This window comes from Reichenbachiella agarivorans (genome assembly GCF_025502585.1).
In the GTDB taxonomy this organism is placed as follows: domain Bacteria; phylum Bacteroidota; class Bacteroidia; order Cytophagales; family Cyclobacteriaceae; genus Reichenbachiella; species Reichenbachiella agarivorans.
In genome coordinates this window covers 2,118,145-2,141,174 of the sequence record NZ_CP106679.1, presented here as the reverse complement: position 1 = coordinate 2,141,174, position 23,030 = coordinate 2,118,145, and the positions used below count along the sequence as shown (strand labels likewise).

The following is a 23,030-nucleotide window of genomic DNA, read 5'->3' as shown; positions in this document are numbered from 1 at the left end:
AACCTTACATCCTCTCTGGAACATCTATCCCTAGTAGAGACATTCCTAGTTTGATTGTCTGAGCGACTTGCTTAGAGAGATTGACACGCAACACGACCAACGCTTCACTTTCCTCCGTGAAGATCGGTTGGTCTGCATAGAACTTGTTGTATTCCTTGGCTAGATCATAGACATACTGAGCGACCACAGCAGGACTGTATTCTTCAGCTGCTAGTTGGAGTTTGGCTTGATACTCAGACAGCAGATAAATCAATTCTGTCTCATTGGAGGTCAAAGTGACACCTGTAGTGACCTGTCCCATTAGGATTTTCAATTCCTCAGCTCTGCGTAGGATCGCCGAAATCCTCGCATGAGTGTATTGGACGAATGGCCCAGTATTGCCTTGAAACTCGATGGATTCTTTGGGATCGAAAAGCATACGTTTCTTTGGATCCACTTTGAGCAGAAAATACTTCAAAGCACCCATGCCTAAGGTGTGATACAATGCTTGGGCTTCCTCAGCGGTGAATCCATCGATCTTGCCTAGTTCTCTGGTGTGATCCTCGGCAGTCTGTATCATCTCATCCATCAAGTCATCTGCATCCACTACCGTCCCTTCGCGAGACTTCATTTTGCCAGATGGCAAATCCACCATCCCGTATGACAAATGGAAACATCCGTCCGCCCACTCGTATCCCAATTTTTTTAGGATCAAAAACAAGACCTTGAAATGGTAATCTTGTTCATTACCGACTGTGTAAATCAATTTTTGGAGAGAAGGAAACTCTTTGAATCTTTGGATGGCAGTACCGATGTCCTGTGTCATGTAGACCGCAGTACCATCACTGCGTCGCACGATTTTTTGATCCAGACCTTCCTCAGTCAGGTCTATCCAAACCGAACTATCCTCCTTTTCGAAGAAGTGACCGTTTTTCAATCCCAACTCTACTTCATCCTTGCCCAACAGGTAGGTATCTGACTCGTAGTACAGCTTGTCAAACTCCACTCCCATTTGTTGGTAAGTCTTCTCAAAACCATCGTACACCCAGCCGTTCATGGTTTGCCATAGAGCATAGACTTCTGGATCTTTGGCTTCCCACTGACGCAGCATATTTTGCGCTTGGAGCATGATCGGAGCTTGCTTTTCTGCTTCTTCTTTGGTTTTTCCCTCTTCCATGAGGGTCACCATTTCTGCTTTGTAGGCCTTATCAAACTCTACATAATATTTGCCCACAAGTTTGTCCCCCTTCAATCCTGATGTTTCTGGGGTCTCACCATGACCAAATTTCTGCCAAGCTACCATGGACTTGCAGATGTGAATGCCTCGGTCATTGATGATCTGCACTTTGATCACATCATAACCCAGCGCTTCATAGATTTTGGCTACCGAATAACCCAAAAAGTTGTTTCGGAGATGTCCTAAATGGAGCGGTTTGTTGGTGTTGGGCGATGAGTACTCCACCATCACAGATTCGTTCTTTTTGGTTCCCAGACCAAAATCAGGATTCTGCAACAATTCATTGAGATATGTCACCCAAGTCTGTTCTGCAATTTCTATATTCAGAAAGCCTTTCACAACATTGAACCCACTCACAGCATCAAGATGCGTCTGAAGATACTCACCCATCTCTGTAGCTGTTACCTCTGGGCTTTTCTTAGAAATACGACCGTATGGGAAGGTCACAAAAGTATAACTGCCGCCAAACTCCTTCCTAGTAGGTTGTAGTCCCAACTCGGACAGCGCTGCGTCATGATTGTACAATTCTTTGAGTGCCGACTGTATGCCGATCTGTATATCTGCTGCTATATTCATGTATCTGTACTTTTGGGAAGGAAAACCTCAGCCATCATGCACCTGGCACTACCTCCTCCTAATGTTTCTATCGTATGTAGTGAACTATGTATTATTTCTTTGTTGTAAGTCAGTAGCCTATCGATTTGGTCTTGATCCAGCGAGTTGTAGGCTGTATCAGACATCACAATAAACTTCTCTCCTTCTTTATTTTCTACTTGGAGCATGTTCCCTGCAAAACATTCCTTTTGTTCCTCCGTGATTTCAATGATTTCCTTATCTGAATCCTCTAAACTCTCAATGACTCTGTCTCTATCGTCCATGTCATCAATCGCATCCAGACAGATCACCGCAAACTCATCACCCAGACACATCATCACATTGGTGTGATAGATAGGGAGTCTTTGTCCATTGTGCGTCTGGTTGGCTACAAACTCAACGATTCTGAAACCGAACTGCTCGTTGAAGGTATCCAAGACATCAGGGTCTGTCCGTTGGGACAAAGCGGCATAGGCAATCTTGTTTTCACGATCCAATATCAAACTACCTGTCCCTTCCAGAAACTTACCTACCTCCTCAAACTCAGTCAAGTGTATCTCTTGGGTGATCTCAAAGCCTTTGTCTTCTAGGAGGTCAAAAATATCCTCTCTGCGCTCTAGCCTGCGGTTTTCGGCATACATGGGGTACAAACCTACTGTACCATCGTGGTGAAATGAAACCCAATTGTTGGGAAAAATAGAGTCTGGTGTTTCTGGTTTCAAGGTGTCATTGACGACAACCACTTCTATTCCTTTGGCTTCCAGTTTTTCGACAAAGTCATCAAATTCAGCTAATGCTTTGGTCTGAAAATCTACTTCACCTTCGTCTGTTGGTTTATTCTGATAGTAATTGTTGACGGCTGTTTGTTCGTTGTATCTGAAATTGATCGGCCGGATCATCAGCAATGTCGAAGTTGTATTTATGCCCATATCAATAGCTCCTTTGTAGAGGTAAGGTAGAACAACGAAATAAACCCTCCATTTTGGAAATTTCGGCATAAGGAATCCGCTCTACCGTGAAGCCACGTGCTTCGAGTTCGGCATTGAGACGATCAAACCTCGCTTCACTCACGATCACCTCTGGTGAAATCGAAAACACATTGGAATTCATATGATACATCTCCTCTTTGGTAATCTCAATGCAATTTTCTTTGCCAAATTCTTTGACTAGCCACTCATAATCTGTGACGTTTTTGAATCCTCCTTTGTAAATAATACACTGATTGTGACCGATCGGTTGAAAACAACAATCCAAATGCAGCGCATTGGCTCTTGCATCGGTATCGGATTTTTTCAGTTCAAAACCTATCACCTCATAATTCGGGAAATTTTGCTCTATAAAATCTAAGCCTTTTTGGTTGGTTCGGCTCACCTTGTATTTATTAAAATCCTTGTCCTTAGAATACCCCACGAAAATCCTATCCTTCCAAGGCATCACATCCCCTCCTTCGGCATAGGCATCTTCTGGCATAAGAAACACATTTTCTTGATTGAATTGCTCAACCAAATATGCAATTCCTGATTTTTCATGTTCCCGATCAGTAATAATGTTGGGCAAAATGAACTTATCTTCTATCACAAAACCAATATCTCTGGCATATACTTGATTGGTATTTTCCAAGACATCAGGTCGATAAACGGTCACATGGTACTTTTCTAGAGCCGCTTTGAAAGCCTCATTCTCTCGAATAAGATCCTCCTCGACAGGAAAAGTGCCATCTATGATGTGTTCCCGTGATTTAGGATCGTACACATGCGCAAGGTCAGGCGTTCCTCCCAGGCTTTTAGCAGTCCCGAGAACCACTGTACGCAGTGGTGCCGTTTCATCCTTGATCATCAACTCTATCATTTCTTCTCATTTTTTGGGTCTGCAAATTTAATGGTAATTTGTCCAAAACATTTGAAAGTGTGAAAACATAAATAAATCCCCATTAGAATTTAAATTTTATGATATTTGTGCGGTTTGAAACTAAAAAATTGAGCGGACTATAATGAACAAATACATTGACCTGATAGAGCAGACCTTCTACTTCCCGACAGAAGATTTCGAAGTAAAGGATGACACATTACATTTTCACGGCGTAGATCTTAATGCCATCATTCAGCAGTATGGCACCCCGCTCAAACTGACCTACTTACCCAAGATCTCAGAAAAAATACAGCTTGCCAAGAAATTGTTTAATGATGCGATCAAGGAAAAAAACTACGAGGGTACCTATACCTACTGCTACTGCACCAAGTCCTCTCACTTTCAGTTTGTACTAGAAGAAGCACTGAAAAATGACATCCATATCGAGACATCATCTGCCTATGATATTGCTATTATCAAAAGTCTCTATGCCAAAAAATTAATATCCAAAGACACTTATGTCGTATGCAATGGTTTCAAAAGACCTTTGTATGTGGAAGAAATCAGCTCGCTACTCAACGCAGGATTCAAAAATTGCATCCCTGTCTTGGACAACATGCGTGAGTTGGAATATTACGAACAACATGTAGATCAAGAGTTCCAATTGGGACTAAGAGTTGCCTCTGACGAAGAGCCTAACTTTAGTTTTTATACCTCTAGGCTAGGTATCAGATACAACAAAATCGTTGACTTCTATCTGGATAAAATCAAAGGCAAGTCGAAAGGCAAGCTCAAAATGCTCCACTACTTCATCAATACAGGGATCAAAGACACTTCGTACTACTGGAATGAGTTGAGCCGCTTTGTCAACAAATACTGCGAACTAAAAAAGGTTTGCCCTGAAATCGACTCTATCGATATCGGCGGTGGATTTCCAATCAAAAACTCCTTACACTTTGAGTATGACTTTGCCTACATGGTAGACCAGATCGTAGAGCAAATCCAATCTATCTGCAAAGAACACGATGTACCAGTCCCTAACATCTTCACAGAGTTTGGGAGTTTTACGGTAGGTGAAAGTGGCGCAGCATTGTATTCAGTTTTGGATCAAAAACTACAAAACGACAAGGAGCTATGGTACATGATGGACGGATCATTCATCACTCACATGCCTGACGTCTGGGGTCTCAACCAAAAATTCATCATGCTGCCAGTCAATGCTTGGAAAAACGACTACCACCGTGTCAACATTGGTGGGCTGACCTGTGACAGCATGGACTACTATGACTCAGAGGCACATATAGCCGAGGTATTCTTGCCTAAGGTAAAACGAGATGAACCGCTCTACTTTGGATTCTTCAATACGGGAGCCTATCAAGAGGCTTTGGGAGGATATGGAGGGATCCAACACTGCTTGATCCCTGCTCCAAAACACATCATTATAGAAAAAGATGATGACGGCAAGATGATTTCTAGAGTTTTTGCTCCAGAGCAAAACAGTGAACAAATGTTGAAGATACTGGGATACTAAGCTGATATAAATCCAACCGCTTTCTATATTTTAGCGTCTTAACTGAATTGCTAATTCTAACATTATATCCCTGATCCGTCTTGAACGATAGTCTAGTCATCATTCCTACCTTCAACGAGAAGGAAAACATAGAAGCCATCATCAATGCTGTGATAGACTTAGGTCATGGCTTTGACATCCTCATCGTGGACGATGGATCACCCGACGGCACGGCAGATCTGGTCAAAGCTCAACAAGCCAAACACACCAACATACACTTGATCCAAAGAAAGGGTAAGTTGGGACTAGGCACGGCATACATCACAGGTTTTCAGTTTGCGATAGATCACGGCTATGACTTCATCTTTGAGATGGATGCGGATTTCTCTCACAACCCGACAGACTTGCTTGCGCTAAAAAAGGCCTGCAAGGTGGACGGATACGACATGGCCGTGGGATCACGATATATTTCTGGAGTCAATGTGGTCAACTGGCCGATGGATCGCGTATTGATGTCCTACTGCGCCAGCAAATATGTCCAGTTCATCACGGGGATTCCCATCAAAGATACCACTGCTGGCTTCAAATGCTACAGACGAAACGTTCTGGAAACGATAGGTCTCAAAAACATACATTTCGTAGGATATGCATTTCAGATCGAAATGAAATTTCAAGCCTGGAAATACAATTTTAAAATCACCGAGGTGCCTATTATTTTTACAGACAGGACCTTGGGACAATCCAAAATGAGCCGAGGGATCTTCAAAGAAGCCGTCATCGGTGTGGTACAAATGAAAATCAAGAGCCTCTTCAAAAAATACATCCGCTGATAGGCTCACCCTATCCATCCATTGCCATATTTGATTCCTATTAGGTGTCCAAAAGTGATTGACTCACGTATACTTGCAGTAAGTATTAAACCTTAATATCATGAATAAGAATCAAGAAATTATTGACAAGTTGAACGGATTACTTTCGGATTTTCAAATCTTTTATCAAAACCTGAGAGGCTTTCATTGGAACATCCAAGGAAGAAACTTCTTCGAACTCCATGTCAAATTTGAAGAGTTATATACAGACGCTGCAATCAAAATCGACATGATAGCAGAGAGAGTACTCACGGTATCAGGCACACCAATCCATGGATTCCAAGACTATCTCAACACCACGGAACTAGAGCCAGTCAAAAATGTACATGATGGAGAAGTAGCAGTCAAAACCATCGTCTCCAATCTCGAAAAGATCATCGTCAAAGAAAGAGCTATCAAGGACTTGGCAGGATCACTCGACGACAGTGGTACGGAGGATTTGATGTCTGCCTTTGTCGAAGAACAAGAAAAAACGCTTTGGATGTACAAAGCATGGTTGAAATAACACCTACACTAGCATCGAGGCTGCCACCAATAGGCAGCCTTTGTTTTTATTGGATCAATCCATTTTGTAATGCGTGCTTGACCAAGCCCGCTGTATTTTTTACCCCCAGTTTAGACAACAGGTTCTTTCGGTGAGTATTGACCGTATGCTGACTGATAAAAAGCTTTTCTGCGATCTCTTGAGCGGTGAATTCTTCGATAATAAGTTTCAATATTTCCACTTCTCTTTTGCTCAAATCTGTATGAATCGGACTATTTACTGTATTGGAAAACAAGCTTTCCGTATACTTTTTTTGCACTTCGTCAGAGAAGTACTTCCCTCCTCCTGCAATACATTTAATAGCCGTAAGTAGCTCCAATTTTTCGGCATTCTTGAGTAGGTATCCATCCACATGACCTTTGATCAGTTTTTGAATAATGGACGGATCGCTATGAGTAGTCAACACCAAAGTTTTCAATTTGCTATGATTTTTCTTGAGTTCGCTGTTGAGTTGAATACCATCCATATGGGGCATACTCACGTCCGTCACCACTACATCTACCCTGCGTGTATCGAGAAATCCCATTACTTCACGAGCATCGGTGAGCACACCAGCTACATCTATCTGATCATCCCCTGCCAGAATGGAAGACAGCCCATCCAAAAACATGTGGTGATCATCTACAATTAGTACTTGTATTTTTTCTTCCATTTCTAACTGCTTAATGTTTCTTCATTCTGAATAGGAAGTGGAAGGTCAATATTCACAATGGTTCCTCTTCCTTTTACAGAATCTATTTGAATCTTTCCTTTCAGAATCTCTACTCTATGGTAGATATTGTCATAACCTATTCCCTTGTGTTTCCTTTTGGGATCAAAACCAATCCCTTCATCTTCGACAATCAAATTGATATCCAGGTCATTTTTCGTCAAAACCACCTCAGCATATTGGGCTTGGGAATGTTTGATCAAATTGATCACAAGCTCTTGGAGAATCCTGTAAATCTCAATTTTCAGTGGATCCGAAAGTTCATGAAACGATAGGTTGCCAGACGCCACAAATCGAATATCTATACCCGAGGACTCTGCCATTTCATGCACATAGTCACGGACTAGCTGTACAAATGGCGCCTTCAATACTTTGTAGGGAGACAGGTTGTGCGATAGTGTTCTTACCTCTTGGTAAGTAAAATTCACGTCTGAAATCGCTTTTTTGAGTAAAGCAGGGCTTGAATTGGAGTCTAACATCGACTCTAGGTTCAACTTGACAGCAGCTAGCGAGCCTGCAACACCGTCATGAAGTTCGCGGGCGATTCTCATCCTTTCTTTCTCTTGACCTTCCAGACTCGCTTTGATATTGGCTATTTCGTTTTCTTTCAACAGTGTTTTAATGTTTCTCTGGTTGATTTCTTCATTTTTCTCTGCCAATATCTTATTTGTCTTTAGCTTTTGGGCGTAAATAGAAATCAGCAACACCGATGAAATCAACAACAATACACTACCCCCTAAAGCGGTATTTCTGATCAATTGTTGTTTCTCCAGATTGGCTTCATGCAACTTCTGCTCTGCTTGTAATACTGCTATTTCCTTTTCCTTCTTTTCTGACTCATATTGTGCGAGGGCCTCTTCTAATTGTCTGCTTTTCTCCAAAGAAAACAAAGTATCCTTCACACTCAGATGAGTAAACAAGTGATTGTATGCTTCCTCATATTTGCCAGCTGCCGCTTCATTAAAAGCCATGTTCGCTAAAATAAAGGCTTCATTCTTTGATTGATACTTGTGAGCCAAAACCAAACTCATTTCGTAGTAGCTTTCCGATCTCTGGTAGTCTCGGAGTTCATGATAAATCAGCCCGAGCATATTATAGGCATGAATGAGTGCCCACTCATTTTGAGTATTCCTATGATAATCCACTAAATCCAGACAATAAATCAAAGCCTTTTCGGGCATACTTTCTTTCCAATATAATGAGGTTAAATAATCTACAATTGCATACATGCTCACAGAGTCCTGAGATTGCTGGGCAAGCAGCAAAGCTTCTTCGTAATAGTACAATGCACTATCAAAGTTGTTTTGCTTTTGCTTGGTCAAGCCAATATTGCCCAATACAGCAATTTGAGTACTTAGGGATGGCTCCATGGACAGACTCTCTCGAAAATACCTTTCAGCTTCTTGATAGTGACCTTGTTCTTGATAGATGATCCCTATATTATTCTTTATTTTTAGGGCTTGATCATTAGACGACAGCTTTTCGGCAATGGCAAGTGCGATTTTATACTCTTCCATGGCAGTAGTAGGATCGATCATAGCGCCATAAATATTGCCTTTCATCTTGTGTAGCAGCATCAGATGACTTTGATCATCCAAATCCTCAAAAAACACTTGCGCTTCTTGCAAATGTTTCATTGAATTGATTCTATCTGACACATTATAATATAGTTCCCCCAGATGAAAATGACTGTTGGCTAAACCCGATATGTATTGATTTTTTGCACTGAGTTGGATGCAATGTTGGAGCAACGAAATCATACTATCAGGATCGTGATTCATTTGGGCTGCAGATGCTATCAATGAATCAATTTTGGAGTGATCATTCAAAGTGTCTGCCTGATTATTACAAAAGGCACTCCAGCTTAGGTGTACTAAGATGAATAATAAAATTCCAAAAAACAATCTACTCATAACTGGATAAACACACCCCAAAACCAGATACTAGGGAGTCCTCAAAGATAACATTATGAGGCGCTATTGGCCTACACTCACCAAAAATAGTGATTCTTTTTTTTACCTTTTTATAGCGATGTATGGGCGAAATATAGACTCTAATATTGCAGTGTATTATTCAATTATCAATAAACAAATGAAAAACACACGATCAAAAATCAGCTTAATTGCCCTTACACTTTGTATTGCATTGGCAACAGAAATGTCCGCACAAAAACTGGGAAGCTTCGGTAGCTTAACAGAAAAAACTGTAGGTCCAAAAACCGTAAAAGTTCCATATACAGATGTAATTACTTACTTAGGCTATGCTGCTCCTGGTAACGAAGATGCAACGGTAGACGGTAAAAAATTCTACTACTTCTATATCTGGGTTCCAGCTGTAGCACCAGAATTGGGTCTGAGAATGATGTCTCCAGCAGGTGACACTAAAAAAATCAAAGGCGCAATCAAAGCAGCAGATTTTGACGCCAATGCTGGTAGCGAAGACTACTTTGATACCTACATCACACTAGAGAGATCAGACATTGTATCTAAAGAAAATCTCAACGAAGCAGCTGTAAGCAAAGCAAAGTGGGTCATCTTAGAAAGAAATGATGACAGCAGCGAGATGCCAAGTCAACCTAGTGGTAGCAACTACAACTCTCTATTGAGATACAAGAGTGAAGTAGGCAACCCAACTAAGGCATTGACTGTTGGACTTTATAGAGTAGGCTTCACCACATACAAAACCGGAGAAGTCAATGGTACTTTCTTGGCTGAAGTAGCTGCTCCTATCAAATTGCCAGGTGTGGCTGTTGCAAAAACATTGGAAGAGCTCAACAATCAATTAAAATAATTTCGGTTCAAATAAGCTAAGGGTCTGATCTAATGGTCAGGCTCTTTTTCACTTCAAATTGACTATGCTTCAAAGTTTATTACCTCTAAGTCTGGGAGTTATAACCCTGACATTCTCGATCTTCAAATACCAGTTGAAATTGAATGAAAAATCAACGCTAGCAATCGTACAGGCTACTATTAGCTTAGGATTTTGTGGTTTTGGTTTGTTTCACCTGCTATGGATTTTGATGGATGACAACACAGAAACAACCAAGGTTTTTGCATTATCCAACATCATCGGAATACTCGACTATTTATTGGTCGTCATACTTGGAATGATGGTTCTATATGACGCCATTTCTACTTTAAACAGCGCACAAAGTCTCTATGATCAGCCCGATCAAACTGCCCAAAAACCCAAATTGAGTCGAACCATTCTTAGCTTTGCTTGTATCGTTCTAGGCCTGTTCACTGTGCTTAGATTTTGATAATTCACAGCTTACTCAATGTCTCTAGAAAATCATCGCTTTTTTTATACCCTACGATTTTTTGATGTGAACTAAGATCCGAACTGAGCACAATCATCGTGGGCAAACCGGAGATTTCCATCCTTTGTGCTAGCTCTTTGGCAGTTATCTTTTTGCCCTTAAATTCAAACTTGTCCTTGCTCTCAAAATCCAGCTTGACAGCATAGTATCCCTCATTCATCACCTTGGCAACTTTGACATCAGAGAAGGTCGTTTGATCCATCTTTTTGCACCAGCCACACCATTCTGCTGTAAAATCTACAAATATGGGTTTGGCATTTTCTTTAGCCAATGTTTGTGCTTCTTCTATCCCTAGCCATTTGATAGACTTTTCGCCTTGAGCGAAAACCATTTGATTAAGACTGATTGCGATTGAAAAAATGATCAAAAAGGATTTCATAAATACATTTTTAGATGATAAGTCTAAAGTAAACGAATCAAAGAGCAAAACGATTGTACTGGATGATTAAAATCCTTTCCTCACTTTGGCATAATTAACCCAATCTTCTCTTCACAGCATCTTCCCTCCTACTTGTGCCTACTACAAAATCGAGCTGTAACTATTTTATATAATTTAGATACGTATCTTTTTAATAAGTTTTAGTTATAATTTTATAGATAGATAGGTGTCATTTTATAGACTTATGCTTATTACTACCAAATAACCTGGCAATTCCTTATCAGTTCGACCCTAAAACCTATATGATTAACCTAAAGAAAAGGCAAGATGCTGGCATCATCAAAAGTTATTAAACGTCCATTTATCGACCTTTTGATTGTTATCTTTTACTTTTAACTTCTCAATAACTTTATCCAAGTTCAAGAAAATTATCAAGTCACATGTATATCAATCTCTCAGGACTCAACATACTCGTCACGGGTGCCAGCAAAGGAATAGGTAAAGCCATTGCCTCCAAACTGGCCGAGGCGGGTGCTACCATTGCCGTGCATTACAACAAAAACATGCGTGAGGCTGAAAACCTAGCTCAGGTACTGGGAAACGAATCCAGAGCTTTCCAAGCTGATCTTTCTCTGCCAGATGAAGCCGCCAACCTTTTTGATCGCGTGATCCTAGAAATGGGTAGCATAGAGATTCTCATCAACAATGCAGGCGTAGCTATGCCTTCGGATATCAATGCCAAAGAGTCTGATTGGATGAATATATGGAATACGACCCTACAAGTCAACTTGACCTCAGCGGGCGTCTTGTGTAAGAAAGCTGTCGAACACTTCCTCAAACGAAACGCCGCAGGTCGAATCATCAACATCACCTCCAGAGCTGCTCACCGTGGAGACACCGCAGAATACATGGCTTATGCTGCCTCCAAAGCAGGTTTGTCTGCCTTGACCAAAACCATCGCGAGAGCTTATGGCAAGCAGGGTATCAAAGCATTCAGCATTGCGCCTGGCTTTGTGCGTACCGACATGGCCAAGGGGATCATGGAAAAATATGGTACAGAACACGCCACTGGCGACATTGCACTCGAAAGATTGACCGAACCGAAAGACCTAGCGCCTATGGTGACTTTCCTAGCCAGTGGCATGGCTGATCACGCCACAGGCAGTACCATCGACATCAATGCTGGTAGCTACACACACTGATGCAGCAGATCAATCTACACCAATGACCAAAAACAGAAACAGCAAAAAGAACAACATGAACAGATAAAAGAATAAGTCTGTTCTAAAATATCTCTTGTACTTCTCGTAAAATTCCTTCGGCTTCATTTTGTTCCTCCTGTTAGAATGCTAAAATTATACATTCCTAGAAAATTGTAGTAGCCATATCTTTGTTAAGTTTGTAATCCAAAAATTGAAACATTAAATAACAACAGATATGCCCAAAGGAACATACCCTGTACCCACCCCTACCAACGAACCCATCAAAGCGTATAGAGCAGGGAGCGCTGAAAAAATCGCGCTGAAAGAAGCCGTCGCACAATTGAGAGGTCAGCAATTGGATATCCCTATGTACATAGGTGCTGACAAAATCACCACGGAGGACAAAGTACGTATCGCGCCTCCCTACGATCATCAACACACACTTGGATACTTCAACAGAGGAGATGCAGGTCACGTGGAGCAAGCTATCAATGCAGCATTGGGCGCAAAAACGGCTTGGCAAGAATTGGCATGGGAACAGCGCGCCAGTATTTTCCTCAAAGCAGCTGACCTAATAGCTGGTCCCTACAGAGCCAAAATCAATGCTGCCACCATGCTCGGCCAGTCCAAAAATGCTTTTCAGGCAGAAATCGACGCAGCTTGTGAATTGATCGATTTTTTGAGATTCAATGTGCATTTTATGACGCAGATTTATGGCATACAGCCAGAATCTAGCGCAGGCATGTGGAACAGATTGGAATACCGCCCACTAGAAGGGTTCGTATTTGCAATCACTCCGTTCAACTTCACTGCGATCGCTGGCAACCTTTGTGCAGCTCCTGCCATGATGGGCAATACGGTAGTCTGGAAACCTGCAGATACACAAGTATATTCCGCTCAAGTGATTATGGAGGTATTCAGAGAAGCTGGGTTGCCTGATGGTGTGATCAATCTAATCTATACAGATGGTCCAGAAGCGGGTGAAGTGGTATTCAAGCATCCTGAATTTGCAGGCTTGCATTTCACAGGCAGCACATCTGTCTTCCAACAGTTATGGAAAACCATTGGAGAGAATATTTCTAAGTACAATACTTACCCCAGGGTCGTAGGTGAAACTGGAGGCAAGGATTTTATCATCGCTCATAAATCAGCCAATGCTCTAGCTGTGGCTACTGGGATTATTCGTGGAGCATTTGAGTTTCAGGGACAAAAATGCAGTGCCGCATCGAGGGCCTATATTCCTCAAAACATATGGGAAGAAGTCAAACACCATATCATATCAGATCTCAAATCCATCAAGGTAGGATCACCAGAGGACTTTACCAATTTTGTCAATGCGGTGATCGATGAGCGATCGTTTGACAAAATTGCCAGCTACATTGATATCGCCAAAAACAATGACCTTGCAGAAATCATTGCTGGAGGAGGATATGACAAATCAAAGGGTTATTTCATAGAACCAACGGTAATCGTGACCAAAGACCCAATGTTTGTTACCATGTGTGAAGAAATATTTGGACCTGTCATCACGATTTATGTTTATCATCCAGAGCATTTCGAGGAAGCGCTTGAGTTAGTGGACAAAACGTCGAATTATGCCTTGACTGGTGCTGTCTTCTCTGATGATAGGTATGCCATCGATCTCGCAACCAAAAAACTAGTCAACGCCGCTGGTAACTTCTACATCAACGACAAACCAACAGGTGCAGTCGTAGGTCAGCAACCATTTGGTGGAGCAAGAGGATCAGGCACCAATGACAAAGCAGGTTCTGTATTGAACCTCCTCAGATGGGTCTCACCACGGACCATCAAGGAGACTTTTGATTCTCCCAAAGATTATCGCTATCCGTTCATGGAAGAAAAATAATTTCAATCAAAAGCTGTTTCTACCCGAAACAGCTTTTTTTATCTCCTTACCTAGCATATCTGATCAGAATGTAGAGATTTGTGGCATGGTAGAACTCTTTGGGTATTCGCTCACATACGAAGCATTCGCTTCCTTTTGCATAGTTGGAGTATTGGTGGGTATGTCCAAAACTGGAGTCCACGGCACTAGCATGCTAGCAGTCCCTCTACTGGCAGTCGTATTTGGAGGCAAAAGCTCCAGTGGCATCATGCTACCTGCACTGATCATGGCAGATGTGGTCGGTGTGATCTACTACCACAAGCATGCGGAATCCAAATATCTGTGGAAACTGCTCCCTTGGACTGTTATCGGTGTACTCATTGGCACTTACTTTGGTCAAAAGATAGATGACCAGCAGTTCCGCACCATCATGGGAGTAATCATTTTTCTCAGTTTGGGCGTGATGATATGGATGGAACGAGCCAACAAAGACCAAATTCCAGACTATACTTGGTTTGCAGCAATCATGGGGATCACCGCAGGATTCACTACCATGGTTGGCAATCTAGCTGGTAGTGCCATGGCTCTTTATCTACTATCCATGCGCTTGCCCAAGAATCAATTCATCGGTACGGCTGCCTGGTTTTTCATCTGTGTCAATATCTTCAAAGTACCTTTTCATATTTGGGTATGGGAGACTGTGACCTTTGACTCCTTTTTACTAGACCTCATTTTATTACCCTTCATTGGGATAGGTGCCGTCTTAGGAATCAAAATCATCAAAAAAATATCTGACCAATATTTTCGCTGGTTCATTATCTTGATGACCTGTGCTGCAGCTTTGTTTATGATTTTTTAACATAAACAAATGGATTGAATTTCATTAAACACTATGTGTCAGTCCATTATACAGTTTTCATCTTATCATCTATTTTTGATAGCTTCATAATATTTCCATATCTTGCAAGACCAGTCTTACGGAAAGTCTGCCTTTACAAACTTCCTCAACCCCATTGTGTTTCAAATAACTAGCTGATGGATAGATGTCTTTCGCTATATATAATATTATGATCAAGTATAAATTCAAGAGCAAAGAACAGGATGATTTTTGGAGTACCCTTCGTACAAGGGTAAATGCCTATTTCAAAGACAACCAGATAGAAAAAGATGCCAATAGAAAAATGATCGTTAAGACCATTGCACTGTTTGCACTGTATCTATCTCCATTTTTCGTTTTGATCTTTGGAGGAATTACCAACACCACGATATTGATGTCTCTGTGGGTTGTCATGGGATTGGGCAAGGCCTTTATCGGGACGGCAGTCATGCATGATTCTATTCATGGTGCCTATTCCAAAAGCAAAGTTTACAATTCGATCATGACTTTTTCTGCTGCTTTGGTAGGTGTGGACAAATTGATCTGGAAGATCCAACACAACGTGATCCATCATACCTATACCAACATCGAAGACACAGATGAAGACATCCTACCGAGATACTTTTTTAGATTTTCTGAACACCAACCAAAAAAATGGTTCCATAGATTCCAACATCTCTATGCACCTATCTTTTACTGTGTCCCTTTACTAGAATGGATTACAACCAAAGATTTTGTCAAGGCATTTGAATACCGAAAAATGGGAATCATCCAACCTGGGGTAGAGTTTCGCAAAGAATTTATGGGAATTGTAGCGAGAAAGGTGATGTACTATGTCATTTTCTTAGCTCTGCCTATTTACCTGATTGATATACCTGCATGGTCTACCGTAGTGATGATCATCGTGTCTCATGCAGTCACAGGTATCATGTTGGCATTGATCTTCCAAACAGCACACGTAGTGCCAAACGCTAACTTTATCAAAGCAGAAGGCGATAGCATAGAGACCTGCTGGGCTTCTCATCAGTTGTTTACGACTTCCAATTATGGAATGAAAAACAAAATCCTTACGTGGTTTGTAGGTGGACTTAATTTTCAAATAGAGCATCACCTCTTTCCTGATGTCTGTCATGTACACTATCCGAATATTGCCAAAATCGTACAAGACACCACGGCAGAATTCAATTTACCATACTATAGTTTCCCAAGTTTCCGCTCTGCTGTAGCGGGTCATTTTGGTATGCTCAGAGACCTGGGAAGGTAAATCATCATGCCAATTGCTAGGTGATAATATGTGTTTGTTCGCGTTGATTTTTGTTCTTCATGATTTGATATAGCTTGTGATCAAAAGCCTATATGAAATCTTTCTTCTCTCTATTACTTTGTACTATTTACTTTGTGATGGGCAGTTGTTCATCACTCAGCACACACAACATAGAGCAAAATTCTGCTTCGTTTGACAGAGAATATTATCAGCTCAAAACCTATATTCTGGAATCTGAAGAGCAGTTGCAAACCACCGAAAACTACCTCAAAGAAGCCTTCCTTCCTAGCCTTAAATCCTTTGGTATTTCTAATGTAGGTGTATTCAAACCTTATGAAATCAAGGAGGACTCTATGCTCCAAGTATTCGTATTGATCCCCTTTGAGACTCTGGATCAATATGCAAACCTGAATGTGGAATTGAACAAAATAGAAAGCTATCACAACGATGGAGAAAACTACCTCAGGGCAACCTATGACCAAGCACCCTACCAACGAATAGAATCCATCCTACTTCAAGCTTTTGAAGATATGCCTGTGATGAGCGCCCCTGGATTTGACAACCCCAGGTCAAACCGCGTGTACGAACTCAGAAGCTACGAGTCTCCCACTGAAGCCTACTTTGAAAACAAGATGGAGATGTTCAATGCTGGTGGCGAAATCAAGCTATTCGAGGAGTTGGGATTCAATGCGGTTTTTTACGGAGAGGTGATTTCTGGGCCGCGTATGCCCAACATGATGTACATGACAACCTTTGCCAATATGGATGCGCGTGATGCCCATTGGAAGACATTTACCGATGCGCCGGCCTGGAAGGAAATGTCCTCTCTGCCTCAATACCAAAACAATGTCTCTCACATGGAATTGACGCTCTTGTATCCGACAGATTATTCAGACTATTGACGGGTGTGTTTGGCAGTGGTGGGGAGTACAATAATAACCTCGGTTCCTTCTCCCATTTTACTCTCTATGCGTAGTTCTCCTTTGGACTTGTGAACAAACTCTTTGACCAAATTGATCCCCATGCCACTGCCCTTCTCGTTGGAAGTACCTCGGTGCGTTACAAATTTTTTTGAATGCAGCAGTTGATGAATTTGCTCAGGTTTCATCCCTACTCCTTGGTCGGCAATAGTCAGTTCTACAAAACCATTTTTGACATGTGAATATATCCTGATCTCACCACCTACCTTGGAAAACTTGATTGCATTGGACAATAAATTTCGGATGACTGCCAACAATGCCTTGTTGTCTATCCATGCTACATGATCGGTCCCTACTCTATTATCGACTTGGAGTTCCTTATACTCCAGTTGATCTTCGAACAACTCGATGCATGTGCGAGTGGCTTCATATATTTCTACTGACTTGGGAAGAAAAGAAAAGCCCTCCTGTTGGGCTATGGACCAAGAAAGAAGATCATTGAGAAGCAAACTGACTGCATGGGTAGCGTTGTTGAGCTCTACGACCAAATCCTTGGCCTCCTCATTTTCTGTCTCGATCTCGGTTTTGAGCAAATCAATCAACATCTGAATATTAGCAACTGGAGCCTTCAGATCATGTGCTACGAATCCAAAAAGTTTGTTCTTGGTCTTGTTGGATTTGATCAATAGGATTCGATTATTGTAAAGTCTAATTGCTAAATAAAACGCAATCATAAGCAAGAGCATTAGTCCCGCCCCAAATGCATATTGTTGCTTAATAATGACTTCTTGTGTCCTGAGTTCTTTGAGTTTAATTTCATTCTCCTTTGCCAATAAATAATTTTCCTGTTCCTTTTTCCCTAATTCATACTTTCCCATGATGTCCAACAACTCCAAATTCCTATTGACCTGCAACAAAGAATCCTGGGCTTGTGTAAATGCCTCATGATAAAAATAAGCCTTCTTGAAATCCTGTTGCTTGGCATAGCATTCTGCAATCAGCTTCAACACCAACGGTCTTTCTCTGACCTCTCCAGTCAACCGGATCAACTCAAGACTCTTTTGATACCTGTACAATGCCTTGTCAAACTGCCCAAGACTCAAATAGCTATTTCCAATACTGTAATTGATGAAAATCAGCCCTGAGTTAAACTGAAATTGACTGAGTGCTTTCTCAGCTTTTTGATAATGCGCCAATGCCGTCACATAATTACCCATCTGGTGATACGCCTCACCAATGTTGCCTTGTGTAATGCCAGCATCCAGTTCATTTCCAATCAGGACATTGATCGTCAGCGACTTTTCATAAAACTCGATTGCTTCCGGATATTCCCCTCTAAAAAACCTAACCACACCTTTGTACTCATACGAACTTGCCATTCCAATGGAATCATGACTGGCTACAGCCAGACTCAAAGTCTCATCGTAGATTTTCTCAGCCTGATCTAGCTCTCCAGTACTCGTATATACTCCTGCCAGAATGTTGGATGCACTGATGACCGATACCGTGTCAGAAAGCGCTTTGAAAAGTTCAATACTTTCTAGAATAGATGTGATGGACTTGACATTGTCACCATAGCGCCACAAAATGTGAGACATCCCCTCCAAGGCAACGGCCTTGTCATAACTTAACCCCTTCTGACCAGCATAGCGCAACACCAAACTATACAGTTCGTATGCCTGCTGAAACTTGCCCTGCTGATAATACAAGTCTGCTACCTTGTTTTGAATCCGAACAAAAGAAGAAATTGTACTGTCCGATTCATGAAACTGCAATGCACGCTTGTAATGGAGCACAGCACAGTCATAATTCAGGGCAGAAACACATGAGTCTCCCTGAGTCTCAGAGACACCCTTGCTACCCCAAGCCGTACTCGCTGTTAAGAAAAAAGCAAATAAGATAAAGTATCTAATCAATACAATCATAGTATCGCCACAATAGGGGTCATAGTCTATACAAGGGAGTACAGCATACCTCAATTGGATGAGATTAAGCTGGTTTTTTGTGGTAATATAAACATTATACTACCATAGATACAAAACTCGCCTTTCAGGCAAATTCATTTTTCTTGTATAAAACACCAAGACTGATTCACTTTTATTTTCATCCTTGTTAGATTTATCAGAAATTAGAAAGACACGTATTTTATAACAAAAACATTATCAACAATCTACCATGAAAAAACAACTCATACTCCTGGCTATCATTCTACTGTCTACGCAAACATTTGCACAACAATATGTGGCACTGGTCAAACCTCAGGGTTCCAAAACCTGGGGCTTTGCAGATCAGACTGGAAAAATAATCCTCACTCCTACGTACAGCAAAGCGACAGATTTCTCTGAAGAAGGTTTGTCTGTGTACTACATCAGACCCAATTTTAAAGTCATGAATCTAAAAGGAGAAATCATTCCTACGGAAGTCGATGGTTTCAAATTGATGGAAATTTTCGGTTTTGGTACCAAAGGATACTGCAATGGCATGTTGGCGATTGTAAAAGATGGCAAATGGGGGTTTCTTGATACCCAAGGCAAGCTCGTCATCCCTACCAAATATGAAAAGGTCACTGAATTCTCTGAAGACAAAGCCATCGCAGAGCTGGCAGGCTCATTTTACTTGCTCGACAAAACTGGCAAAGAGACCCCAATCAACATAGAAAATTTAGCAAACGTAAAACCATTTTCAGAAGGCCTAGCACCGTTTCAGACCACTGACAAGAAAATGGGCTTCATTGACAAGACAGGCAAAGTAATTATCCAAGCCAAATTTGATGGTGTTGGTTATTTCTCCGGAGGACTCGCTTGGGCAAGAACCGAAGGTGACATGATAGGCTACATCAACCCATCTGGAGAATGGGCGATCAATCCCAAATTCCAAACTACCAAGGATTTTGATCCCACCAGCGGCATGGCAAGAGTCAAAATAAACGACGGATGGGCATATACCAACAAATCAGGAGACGTGATGCAAATGACAGATTCTGACAAATGGGAAGACTTTCATGATGGTCTGGCGATAGGCAGAAAAGGTGACATGCTTGGTTTCTTCGATGCGACAGGCAAATGGGTCATCGAACCACAATTTGAAGGAGCGAGAGATTTTCACAAAGGTTTGGCTGCTGCCAAAAAAAATGACCTCTGGGGCTTCATCAATACCAAGGGAGAGTGGACTGTACAACCTACCTTCATCGCTGTGAAGGATATGGAAAAAGTCAAATAACCCAGCCTCTACAGCTTTTTCAAAATCCTACATGCCCTGCTTGCATGTAGGATTTTTTTGTGATCAACAGAAACAATCACCCTAGAAGTACTCATTGAGACCAAGGTACCAGTTGAAACCATCTCCATAGCCTATATCGAACGTAAGGTTGGAATCAGAAAATTTATTGAATTTCAACCGTAGACCCGTGCCAATAGCAGGATTGAGGTATTTAAATTCTCGACTGTCCTCTTCCATGATACTTTGACAATTGGTAAACACCACGCCACCCAAAAGACCATTTTGGGTGAGATCAAATCGAAACTCAACCTCTGTGTACAGCATTTGCTGTCCTCTGTATCTCGCCCGACTATATCCTCGCCCTGATGATCCCAAAAAATCCAAGCCACTCGCAGGCAAATTTAGATAAGGCACATCTCCCCAAGTCGCCCAATACAGTCCCCAAAATGCCAATACTCGGTGTTTTTCTTTGCTCAGATTGATGTACTTGCGTGTATCCAAATACAGTGCATACCATAGCTCGTCACTGCCCATCCAGATCGGGTTGACTCTCAAGATCAGATTGGTAAAGAACCCTTCGAGAGGATTGATAGGATTGACACGACTATCTATCAGCATGTTAATCGACAACCCAGAGGAAACACTCGTTGCATCAGTTCCATACCCATGTCGATCAAAGTCTGTCTGACGCCATTCGTCGGATACTTCCCTGAGATGATAGTAGTAGTCCAATGCATAACCTGCACCCAAATACACATGATTGACTAGTCGCTTGTTGAATGAGACAATGGCCTTGCTCACGGAGTAATGAATCACGAACAAACTGTCTTCGGAGGTATCCCCTCCCAATCCAAAGTTGTCCTGTGCTTCCTGCGCGATCTCCAACTTGCCCGGAATATTCCAGTTGTTGTCTGCCAGCCAGAGATTGGGTATTACCTTGAGGTGAAAGTAAGTACTCAGATTGGTCGATGGATAGAGTGTGACGTTGGAAAACTTGGTAGTCTCCTTGTCGCCCATCCGAAAGGACGCATTGACCACAGATATGGCAATGTTAGGACCACCTGACCCAGAGGACAAGGGCATAAGCGAAAAGTACACCTTCTTCTCTTCTTCTAGTTTGACTTGCTCGGTACTGTCTCGGCGTTTCTTGAATATTACGTCCAGTATATCCTTCTCAGCCAGGAGACTGTCATTGACTAGAGGCTCATCTACTTGAGCCAGGATAGGTTGAGAGATGAGCAGCAGAAAGAAACAACAGATACCGATTCTCATTTCAAGGGACTATGGATGTAGGATGGTTTATGGTACAACTTAGGATTTCTTCGTCAGGAAACAAAACCTGACGAGCCACTTCACCACAAAATCTCCCTCATGATAGATTGAAAATAGGCCGCACTCAAGCCTAGACGACTGCCATACCAGCTGAACATCTCTCCATCTACCAAGATGACTTTGGCCTCTGGCAGTATCTCCTGCATTCGTTGGACGTGCGTTTCCTTGAAAGGAAAGGGTTCAGAAGAAAGCAACACGACCTCAGGGTTCAATCCGATGATTTCTTCATCAGTCAACTGCGGATAGCGTGTCTCTCGAATCACCGAATCAAATCCACAGCGAGACAGCATGTCGTAAACAAAAGTATCAGTCCCCACAGACATCCAAGGTGACTGCCAGATCATATACAATGTTCGTACGTGAGTCCGTTTTGTCAGCTGCGCAAATGACGCCTCTATGTCAGATATCCATTTGCCAGCCAGCGTCTCGGTTTGGGTCATCCAACCCACGGATTCAATCATATCCAACGCATCCGACAAGCCATTGACATCCGAGACCCACACGGGATATTGATCCCAAATCCCTTCGATATCGCTTTTCGTATTTTCTTCTTTGTTGGCCAAGATCAGGTCAGGATTCAAACTGGCAATGCGCTCTGTCTTGATATTTTTGGTTCCTCCTATCTTGGTCTTTTCTTGCAGTCCGCGCGCTGGATGTACACAAAACTTGGTAATCCCAACGACCCTATCTCCCAATCCAAGATCAAACAACAGCTCTGTGATCGAAGGGACCAAACTGATGATCCTTTGTGGAAAATCTGGAACAGAAACCGTTCTCTTCAACTGGTCTGTGGTGGTTTTCATCTGTGTTGTCATCTTGGTCAATTGTATAGAATCAAAAGCCATGATCCTACAAGTTCTGCCTCTAAACTACTCCAGATTCTCCATCATTTTTTGCAGTAGTTCGATTTTGTCCAGTGGTAGCTTTCTCAACTTGTCCATGCTATCGAGTGTAGCACTGTCACGAATGAGGGCGTTCATAGGATGATCGGAGCTGACCTTGTTGTCTAGGTCTTTGAACTCCATGAGATCATTTGGTGTGCAGTGTAGCGCAAGACAAAGCGCCTCTAGCTGATTCATTTTCACGCCCAATGTCTGTCCATGTGCTAGACGATGACACACATCATGACTGAAGCCAAGTTTTTTAATAAATCCATATGGGTTTTTGATCGCCCGAATTCTAAAGATGTACTCAAGGTTAAGTTTTAGCATAGTGGTAGTTTGGATTTCTATATCAATATAGTCTTTTACACATCCATAATCAAATTTTCCTTATATCACTTAGTCTTTAGTCTAACTAGGTTATCTTTTACCATAACTATCTTACTGTTTAACCTATGAAAATTATGTTTTCACTAATTAATTTTAACTTTTAACCTATAT

Annotated in this window: 21 protein-coding genes; 11 read left to right on the top strand and 10 right to left on the bottom strand. The window is 41.8% G+C overall.

Annotation, left to right across the window (positions count from 1 at the left end; translation table 11 throughout):
* Positions 1 to 4 precede the first annotated feature (4 nt).
* The 3 genes from argS to N6H18_RS08890 are packed head-to-tail and all read right to left on the bottom strand — an operon-like array spanning position 5 to position 3,658.
* A complete protein-coding gene (argS, locus tag N6H18_RS08900) occupies positions 5 to 1,792 on the bottom strand; it encodes an arginine--tRNA ligase (protein WP_262311486.1) in 1,788 nt (595 codons plus the stop codon).
* Entirely contained in the window at positions 1,789 to 2,739 is a 951-nt protein-coding gene (ctlX, locus tag N6H18_RS08895; protein ID WP_262311485.1) for a citrulline utilization hydrolase CtlX, read from the bottom strand. The genes argS and ctlX overlap by 4 nt, the downstream gene beginning before the upstream one ends.
* A 1-nt stretch (position 2,740) precedes the next feature.
* Positions 2,741 to 3,658, bottom strand: coding sequence for a dimethylarginine dimethylaminohydrolase family protein (locus N6H18_RS08890; RefSeq protein ID WP_262311484.1), 918 nt, complete (start codon positions 3,656 to 3,658; stop codon positions 2,741 to 2,743).
* A 142-nt stretch (positions 3,659 to 3,800) separates the two neighbouring features.
* Here N6H18_RS08890 and N6H18_RS08885 point away from each other — a divergent pair, with 142 nt between their 5' ends.
* The 3 genes from N6H18_RS08885 (at position 3,801) to N6H18_RS08875 (ending at position 6,542) form a co-directional block, all read left to right on the top strand.
* Positions 3,801 to 5,189: a type III PLP-dependent enzyme domain-containing protein gene (locus N6H18_RS08885; RefSeq protein ID WP_262311483.1), complete on the top strand. Its 1,389-nt coding sequence runs from the start codon at positions 3,801 to 3,803 to the stop codon at positions 5,187 to 5,189.
* Positions 5,190 to 5,269: 80 nt separating this feature from the next.
* Complete coding sequence (locus N6H18_RS08880; RefSeq protein WP_262311482.1) at positions 5,270 to 5,998, top strand: polyprenol monophosphomannose synthase; 729 nt, start codon at positions 5,270 to 5,272, stop codon at positions 5,996 to 5,998.
* Positions 5,999 to 6,098: 100 nt separating this feature from the next.
* Complete coding sequence (locus tag N6H18_RS08875; protein ID WP_262311481.1) at positions 6,099 to 6,542, top strand: Dps family protein; 444 nt, start codon at positions 6,099 to 6,101, stop codon at positions 6,540 to 6,542.
* A gap of 46 nt (positions 6,543 to 6,588) precedes the next feature.
* Here N6H18_RS08875 and N6H18_RS08870 read toward each other — a convergent pair whose 3' ends face one another.
* A complete protein-coding gene (locus N6H18_RS08870) occupies positions 6,589 to 7,233 on the bottom strand; it encodes a response regulator (protein ID WP_262311480.1) in 645 nt (214 codons plus the stop codon).
* Positions 7,234 to 7,235: 2 nt separating this feature from the next.
* Positions 7,236 to 9,092, bottom strand: coding sequence for an ATP-binding protein (locus tag N6H18_RS08865; RefSeq protein ID WP_262311479.1), 1,857 nt, complete (start codon positions 9,090 to 9,092; stop codon positions 7,236 to 7,238).
* Positions 9,093 to 9,381: 289 nt separating this feature from the next.
* Here N6H18_RS08865 and N6H18_RS08860 point away from each other — a divergent pair, with 289 nt between their 5' ends.
* Together N6H18_RS08860 and N6H18_RS08855 are read left to right on the top strand one after the other, a co-directional pair.
* Complete coding sequence (locus tag N6H18_RS08860) at positions 9,382 to 10,080, top strand: Lipl32 family lipoprotein (RefSeq protein ID WP_262311478.1); 699 nt, start codon at positions 9,382 to 9,384, stop codon at positions 10,078 to 10,080.
* 139 nt (positions 10,081 to 10,219) lie between these two features.
* Positions 10,220 to 10,549 (top strand): hypothetical protein, encoded by a 330-nt coding sequence (locus N6H18_RS08855; protein ID WP_262311477.1) that lies wholly within the window; start codon positions 10,220 to 10,222, stop codon positions 10,547 to 10,549.
* 4 nt (positions 10,550 to 10,553) lie between these two features.
* Here N6H18_RS08855 and N6H18_RS08850 read toward each other — a convergent pair whose 3' ends face one another.
* Positions 10,554 to 10,988, bottom strand: coding sequence for a thioredoxin family protein (locus tag N6H18_RS08850; protein ID WP_262311476.1), 435 nt, complete (start codon positions 10,986 to 10,988; stop codon positions 10,554 to 10,556).
* Between the two features lie 440 nt (positions 10,989 to 11,428).
* Between N6H18_RS08850 and N6H18_RS08845 the strand changes: the two genes are divergently transcribed.
* From N6H18_RS08845 to N6H18_RS08825, 5 genes are all read left to right on the top strand, one after another.
* The gene (locus N6H18_RS08845; RefSeq protein WP_262311475.1) at positions 11,429 to 12,190 is read left to right on the top strand and encodes an SDR family NAD(P)-dependent oxidoreductase; all 762 of its coding nucleotides are present in this window, start codon (positions 11,429 to 11,431) and stop codon (positions 12,188 to 12,190) included.
* Positions 12,191 to 12,425: 235 nt separating this feature from the next.
* The gene (pruA, locus tag N6H18_RS08840) at positions 12,426 to 14,057 is read left to right on the top strand and encodes an L-glutamate gamma-semialdehyde dehydrogenase (protein ID WP_262311474.1); all 1,632 of its coding nucleotides are present in this window, start codon (positions 12,426 to 12,428) and stop codon (positions 14,055 to 14,057) included.
* Between the two features lie 85 nt (positions 14,058 to 14,142).
* On the top strand, positions 14,143 to 14,895 hold the full coding sequence (locus N6H18_RS08835) for a sulfite exporter TauE/SafE family protein (protein ID WP_262311473.1): 753 nt from the start codon (positions 14,143 to 14,145) through the stop codon (positions 14,893 to 14,895).
* A 208-nt stretch (positions 14,896 to 15,103) separates the two neighbouring features.
* Complete coding sequence (locus N6H18_RS08830; protein ID WP_262311472.1) at positions 15,104 to 16,177, top strand: fatty acid desaturase family protein; 1,074 nt, start codon at positions 15,104 to 15,106, stop codon at positions 16,175 to 16,177.
* Positions 16,178 to 16,269: 92 nt separating this feature from the next.
* Complete coding sequence (locus N6H18_RS08825; RefSeq protein ID WP_262311471.1) at positions 16,270 to 17,079, top strand: NIPSNAP family protein; 810 nt, start codon at positions 16,270 to 16,272, stop codon at positions 17,077 to 17,079.
* On the opposite strand, the gene N6H18_RS08820 is transcribed toward N6H18_RS08825, so the two are convergent.
* Positions 17,073 to 19,022, bottom strand: coding sequence for a tetratricopeptide repeat-containing sensor histidine kinase (locus tag N6H18_RS08820; RefSeq protein ID WP_262311470.1), 1,950 nt, complete (start codon positions 19,020 to 19,022; stop codon positions 17,073 to 17,075). The two genes, N6H18_RS08825 and N6H18_RS08820, sit on opposite strands and share 7 nt — an antisense overlap.
* Positions 19,023 to 19,272: 250 nt before the next feature.
* Between N6H18_RS08820 and N6H18_RS08815 the strand changes: the two genes are divergently transcribed.
* On the top strand, positions 19,273 to 20,316 hold the full coding sequence (locus N6H18_RS08815) for a WG repeat-containing protein (RefSeq protein WP_262311469.1): 1,044 nt from the start codon (positions 19,273 to 19,275) through the stop codon (positions 20,314 to 20,316).
* Positions 20,317 to 20,397: 81 nt separating this feature from the next.
* Here the strand turns inward: N6H18_RS08815 and N6H18_RS08810 are convergent, their stop codons facing one another.
* From N6H18_RS08810 to N6H18_RS08800, 3 genes are all read right to left on the bottom strand, one after another.
* Positions 20,398 to 21,588 (bottom strand): BamA/TamA family outer membrane protein, encoded by a 1,191-nt coding sequence (locus N6H18_RS08810; RefSeq protein WP_262311468.1) that lies wholly within the window; start codon positions 21,586 to 21,588, stop codon positions 20,398 to 20,400.
* Positions 21,589 to 21,668: 80 nt separating this feature from the next.
* On the bottom strand, positions 21,669 to 22,451 hold the full coding sequence (locus N6H18_RS08805) for an ABC transporter substrate-binding protein (protein WP_262311467.1): 783 nt from the start codon (positions 22,449 to 22,451) through the stop codon (positions 21,669 to 21,671).
* A gap of 66 nt (positions 22,452 to 22,517) precedes the next feature.
* Complete coding sequence (locus tag N6H18_RS08800) at positions 22,518 to 22,859, bottom strand: helix-turn-helix domain-containing protein (protein ID WP_262311466.1); 342 nt, start codon at positions 22,857 to 22,859, stop codon at positions 22,518 to 22,520.
* Between the last annotated feature and the right edge of the window lie 171 nt (positions 22,860 to 23,030).

Excerpts from the sequence above, each read along its gene's own strand:
- argS (WP_262311486.1), bottom strand. The coding sequence starts at position 1,792 with ATGAATATAGCAGCAGATATACAGATCGGCATACAGTCGGCACTCAAA.
- ctlX (WP_262311485.1), bottom strand. The coding sequence starts at position 2,739 with ATGGGCATAAATACAACTTCGACATTGCTGATGATCCGGCCGATCAAT.
- N6H18_RS08890 (WP_262311484.1), bottom strand. The coding sequence starts at position 3,658 with ATGATAGAGTTGATGATCAAGGATGAAACGGCACCACTGCGTACAGTG.
- N6H18_RS08885 (WP_262311483.1), top strand. The coding sequence starts at position 3,801 with ATGAACAAATACATTGACCTGATAGAGCAGACCTTCTACTTCCCGACA.
- N6H18_RS08875 (WP_262311481.1), top strand. The coding sequence starts at position 6,099 with ATGAATAAGAATCAAGAAATTATTGACAAGTTGAACGGATTACTTTCG.
- N6H18_RS08870 (WP_262311480.1), bottom strand. The coding sequence starts at position 7,233 with ATGGAAGAAAAAATACAAGTACTAATTGTAGATGATCACCACATGTTT.
- N6H18_RS08860 (WP_262311478.1), top strand. The coding sequence starts at position 9,382 with ATGAAAAACACACGATCAAAAATCAGCTTAATTGCCCTTACACTTTGT.
- N6H18_RS08850 (WP_262311476.1), bottom strand. The coding sequence starts at position 10,988 with ATGAAATCCTTTTTGATCATTTTTTCAATCGCAATCAGTCTTAATCAA.
- N6H18_RS08845 (WP_262311475.1), top strand. The coding sequence starts at position 11,429 with ATGTATATCAATCTCTCAGGACTCAACATACTCGTCACGGGTGCCAGC.
- pruA (WP_262311474.1), top strand. The coding sequence starts at position 12,426 with ATGCCCAAAGGAACATACCCTGTACCCACCCCTACCAACGAACCCATC.
- N6H18_RS08835 (WP_262311473.1), top strand. The coding sequence starts at position 14,143 with ATGGTAGAACTCTTTGGGTATTCGCTCACATACGAAGCATTCGCTTCC.
- N6H18_RS08830 (WP_262311472.1), top strand. The coding sequence starts at position 15,104 with ATGATCAAGTATAAATTCAAGAGCAAAGAACAGGATGATTTTTGGAGT.
- N6H18_RS08825 (WP_262311471.1), top strand. The coding sequence starts at position 16,270 with ATGAAATCTTTCTTCTCTCTATTACTTTGTACTATTTACTTTGTGATG.
- N6H18_RS08820 (WP_262311470.1), bottom strand. The coding sequence starts at position 19,022 with ATGATTGTATTGATTAGATACTTTATCTTATTTGCTTTTTTCTTAACA.
- N6H18_RS08815 (WP_262311469.1), top strand. The coding sequence starts at position 19,273 with ATGAAAAAACAACTCATACTCCTGGCTATCATTCTACTGTCTACGCAA.
- N6H18_RS08810 (WP_262311468.1), bottom strand. The coding sequence starts at position 21,588 with ATGAGAATCGGTATCTGTTGTTTCTTTCTGCTGCTCATCTCTCAACCT.
- N6H18_RS08805 (WP_262311467.1), bottom strand. The coding sequence starts at position 22,451 with ATGAAAACCACCACAGACCAGTTGAAGAGAACGGTTTCTGTTCCAGAT.
- N6H18_RS08800 (WP_262311466.1), bottom strand. The coding sequence starts at position 22,859 with ATGCTAAAACTTAACCTTGAGTACATCTTTAGAATTCGGGCGATCAAA.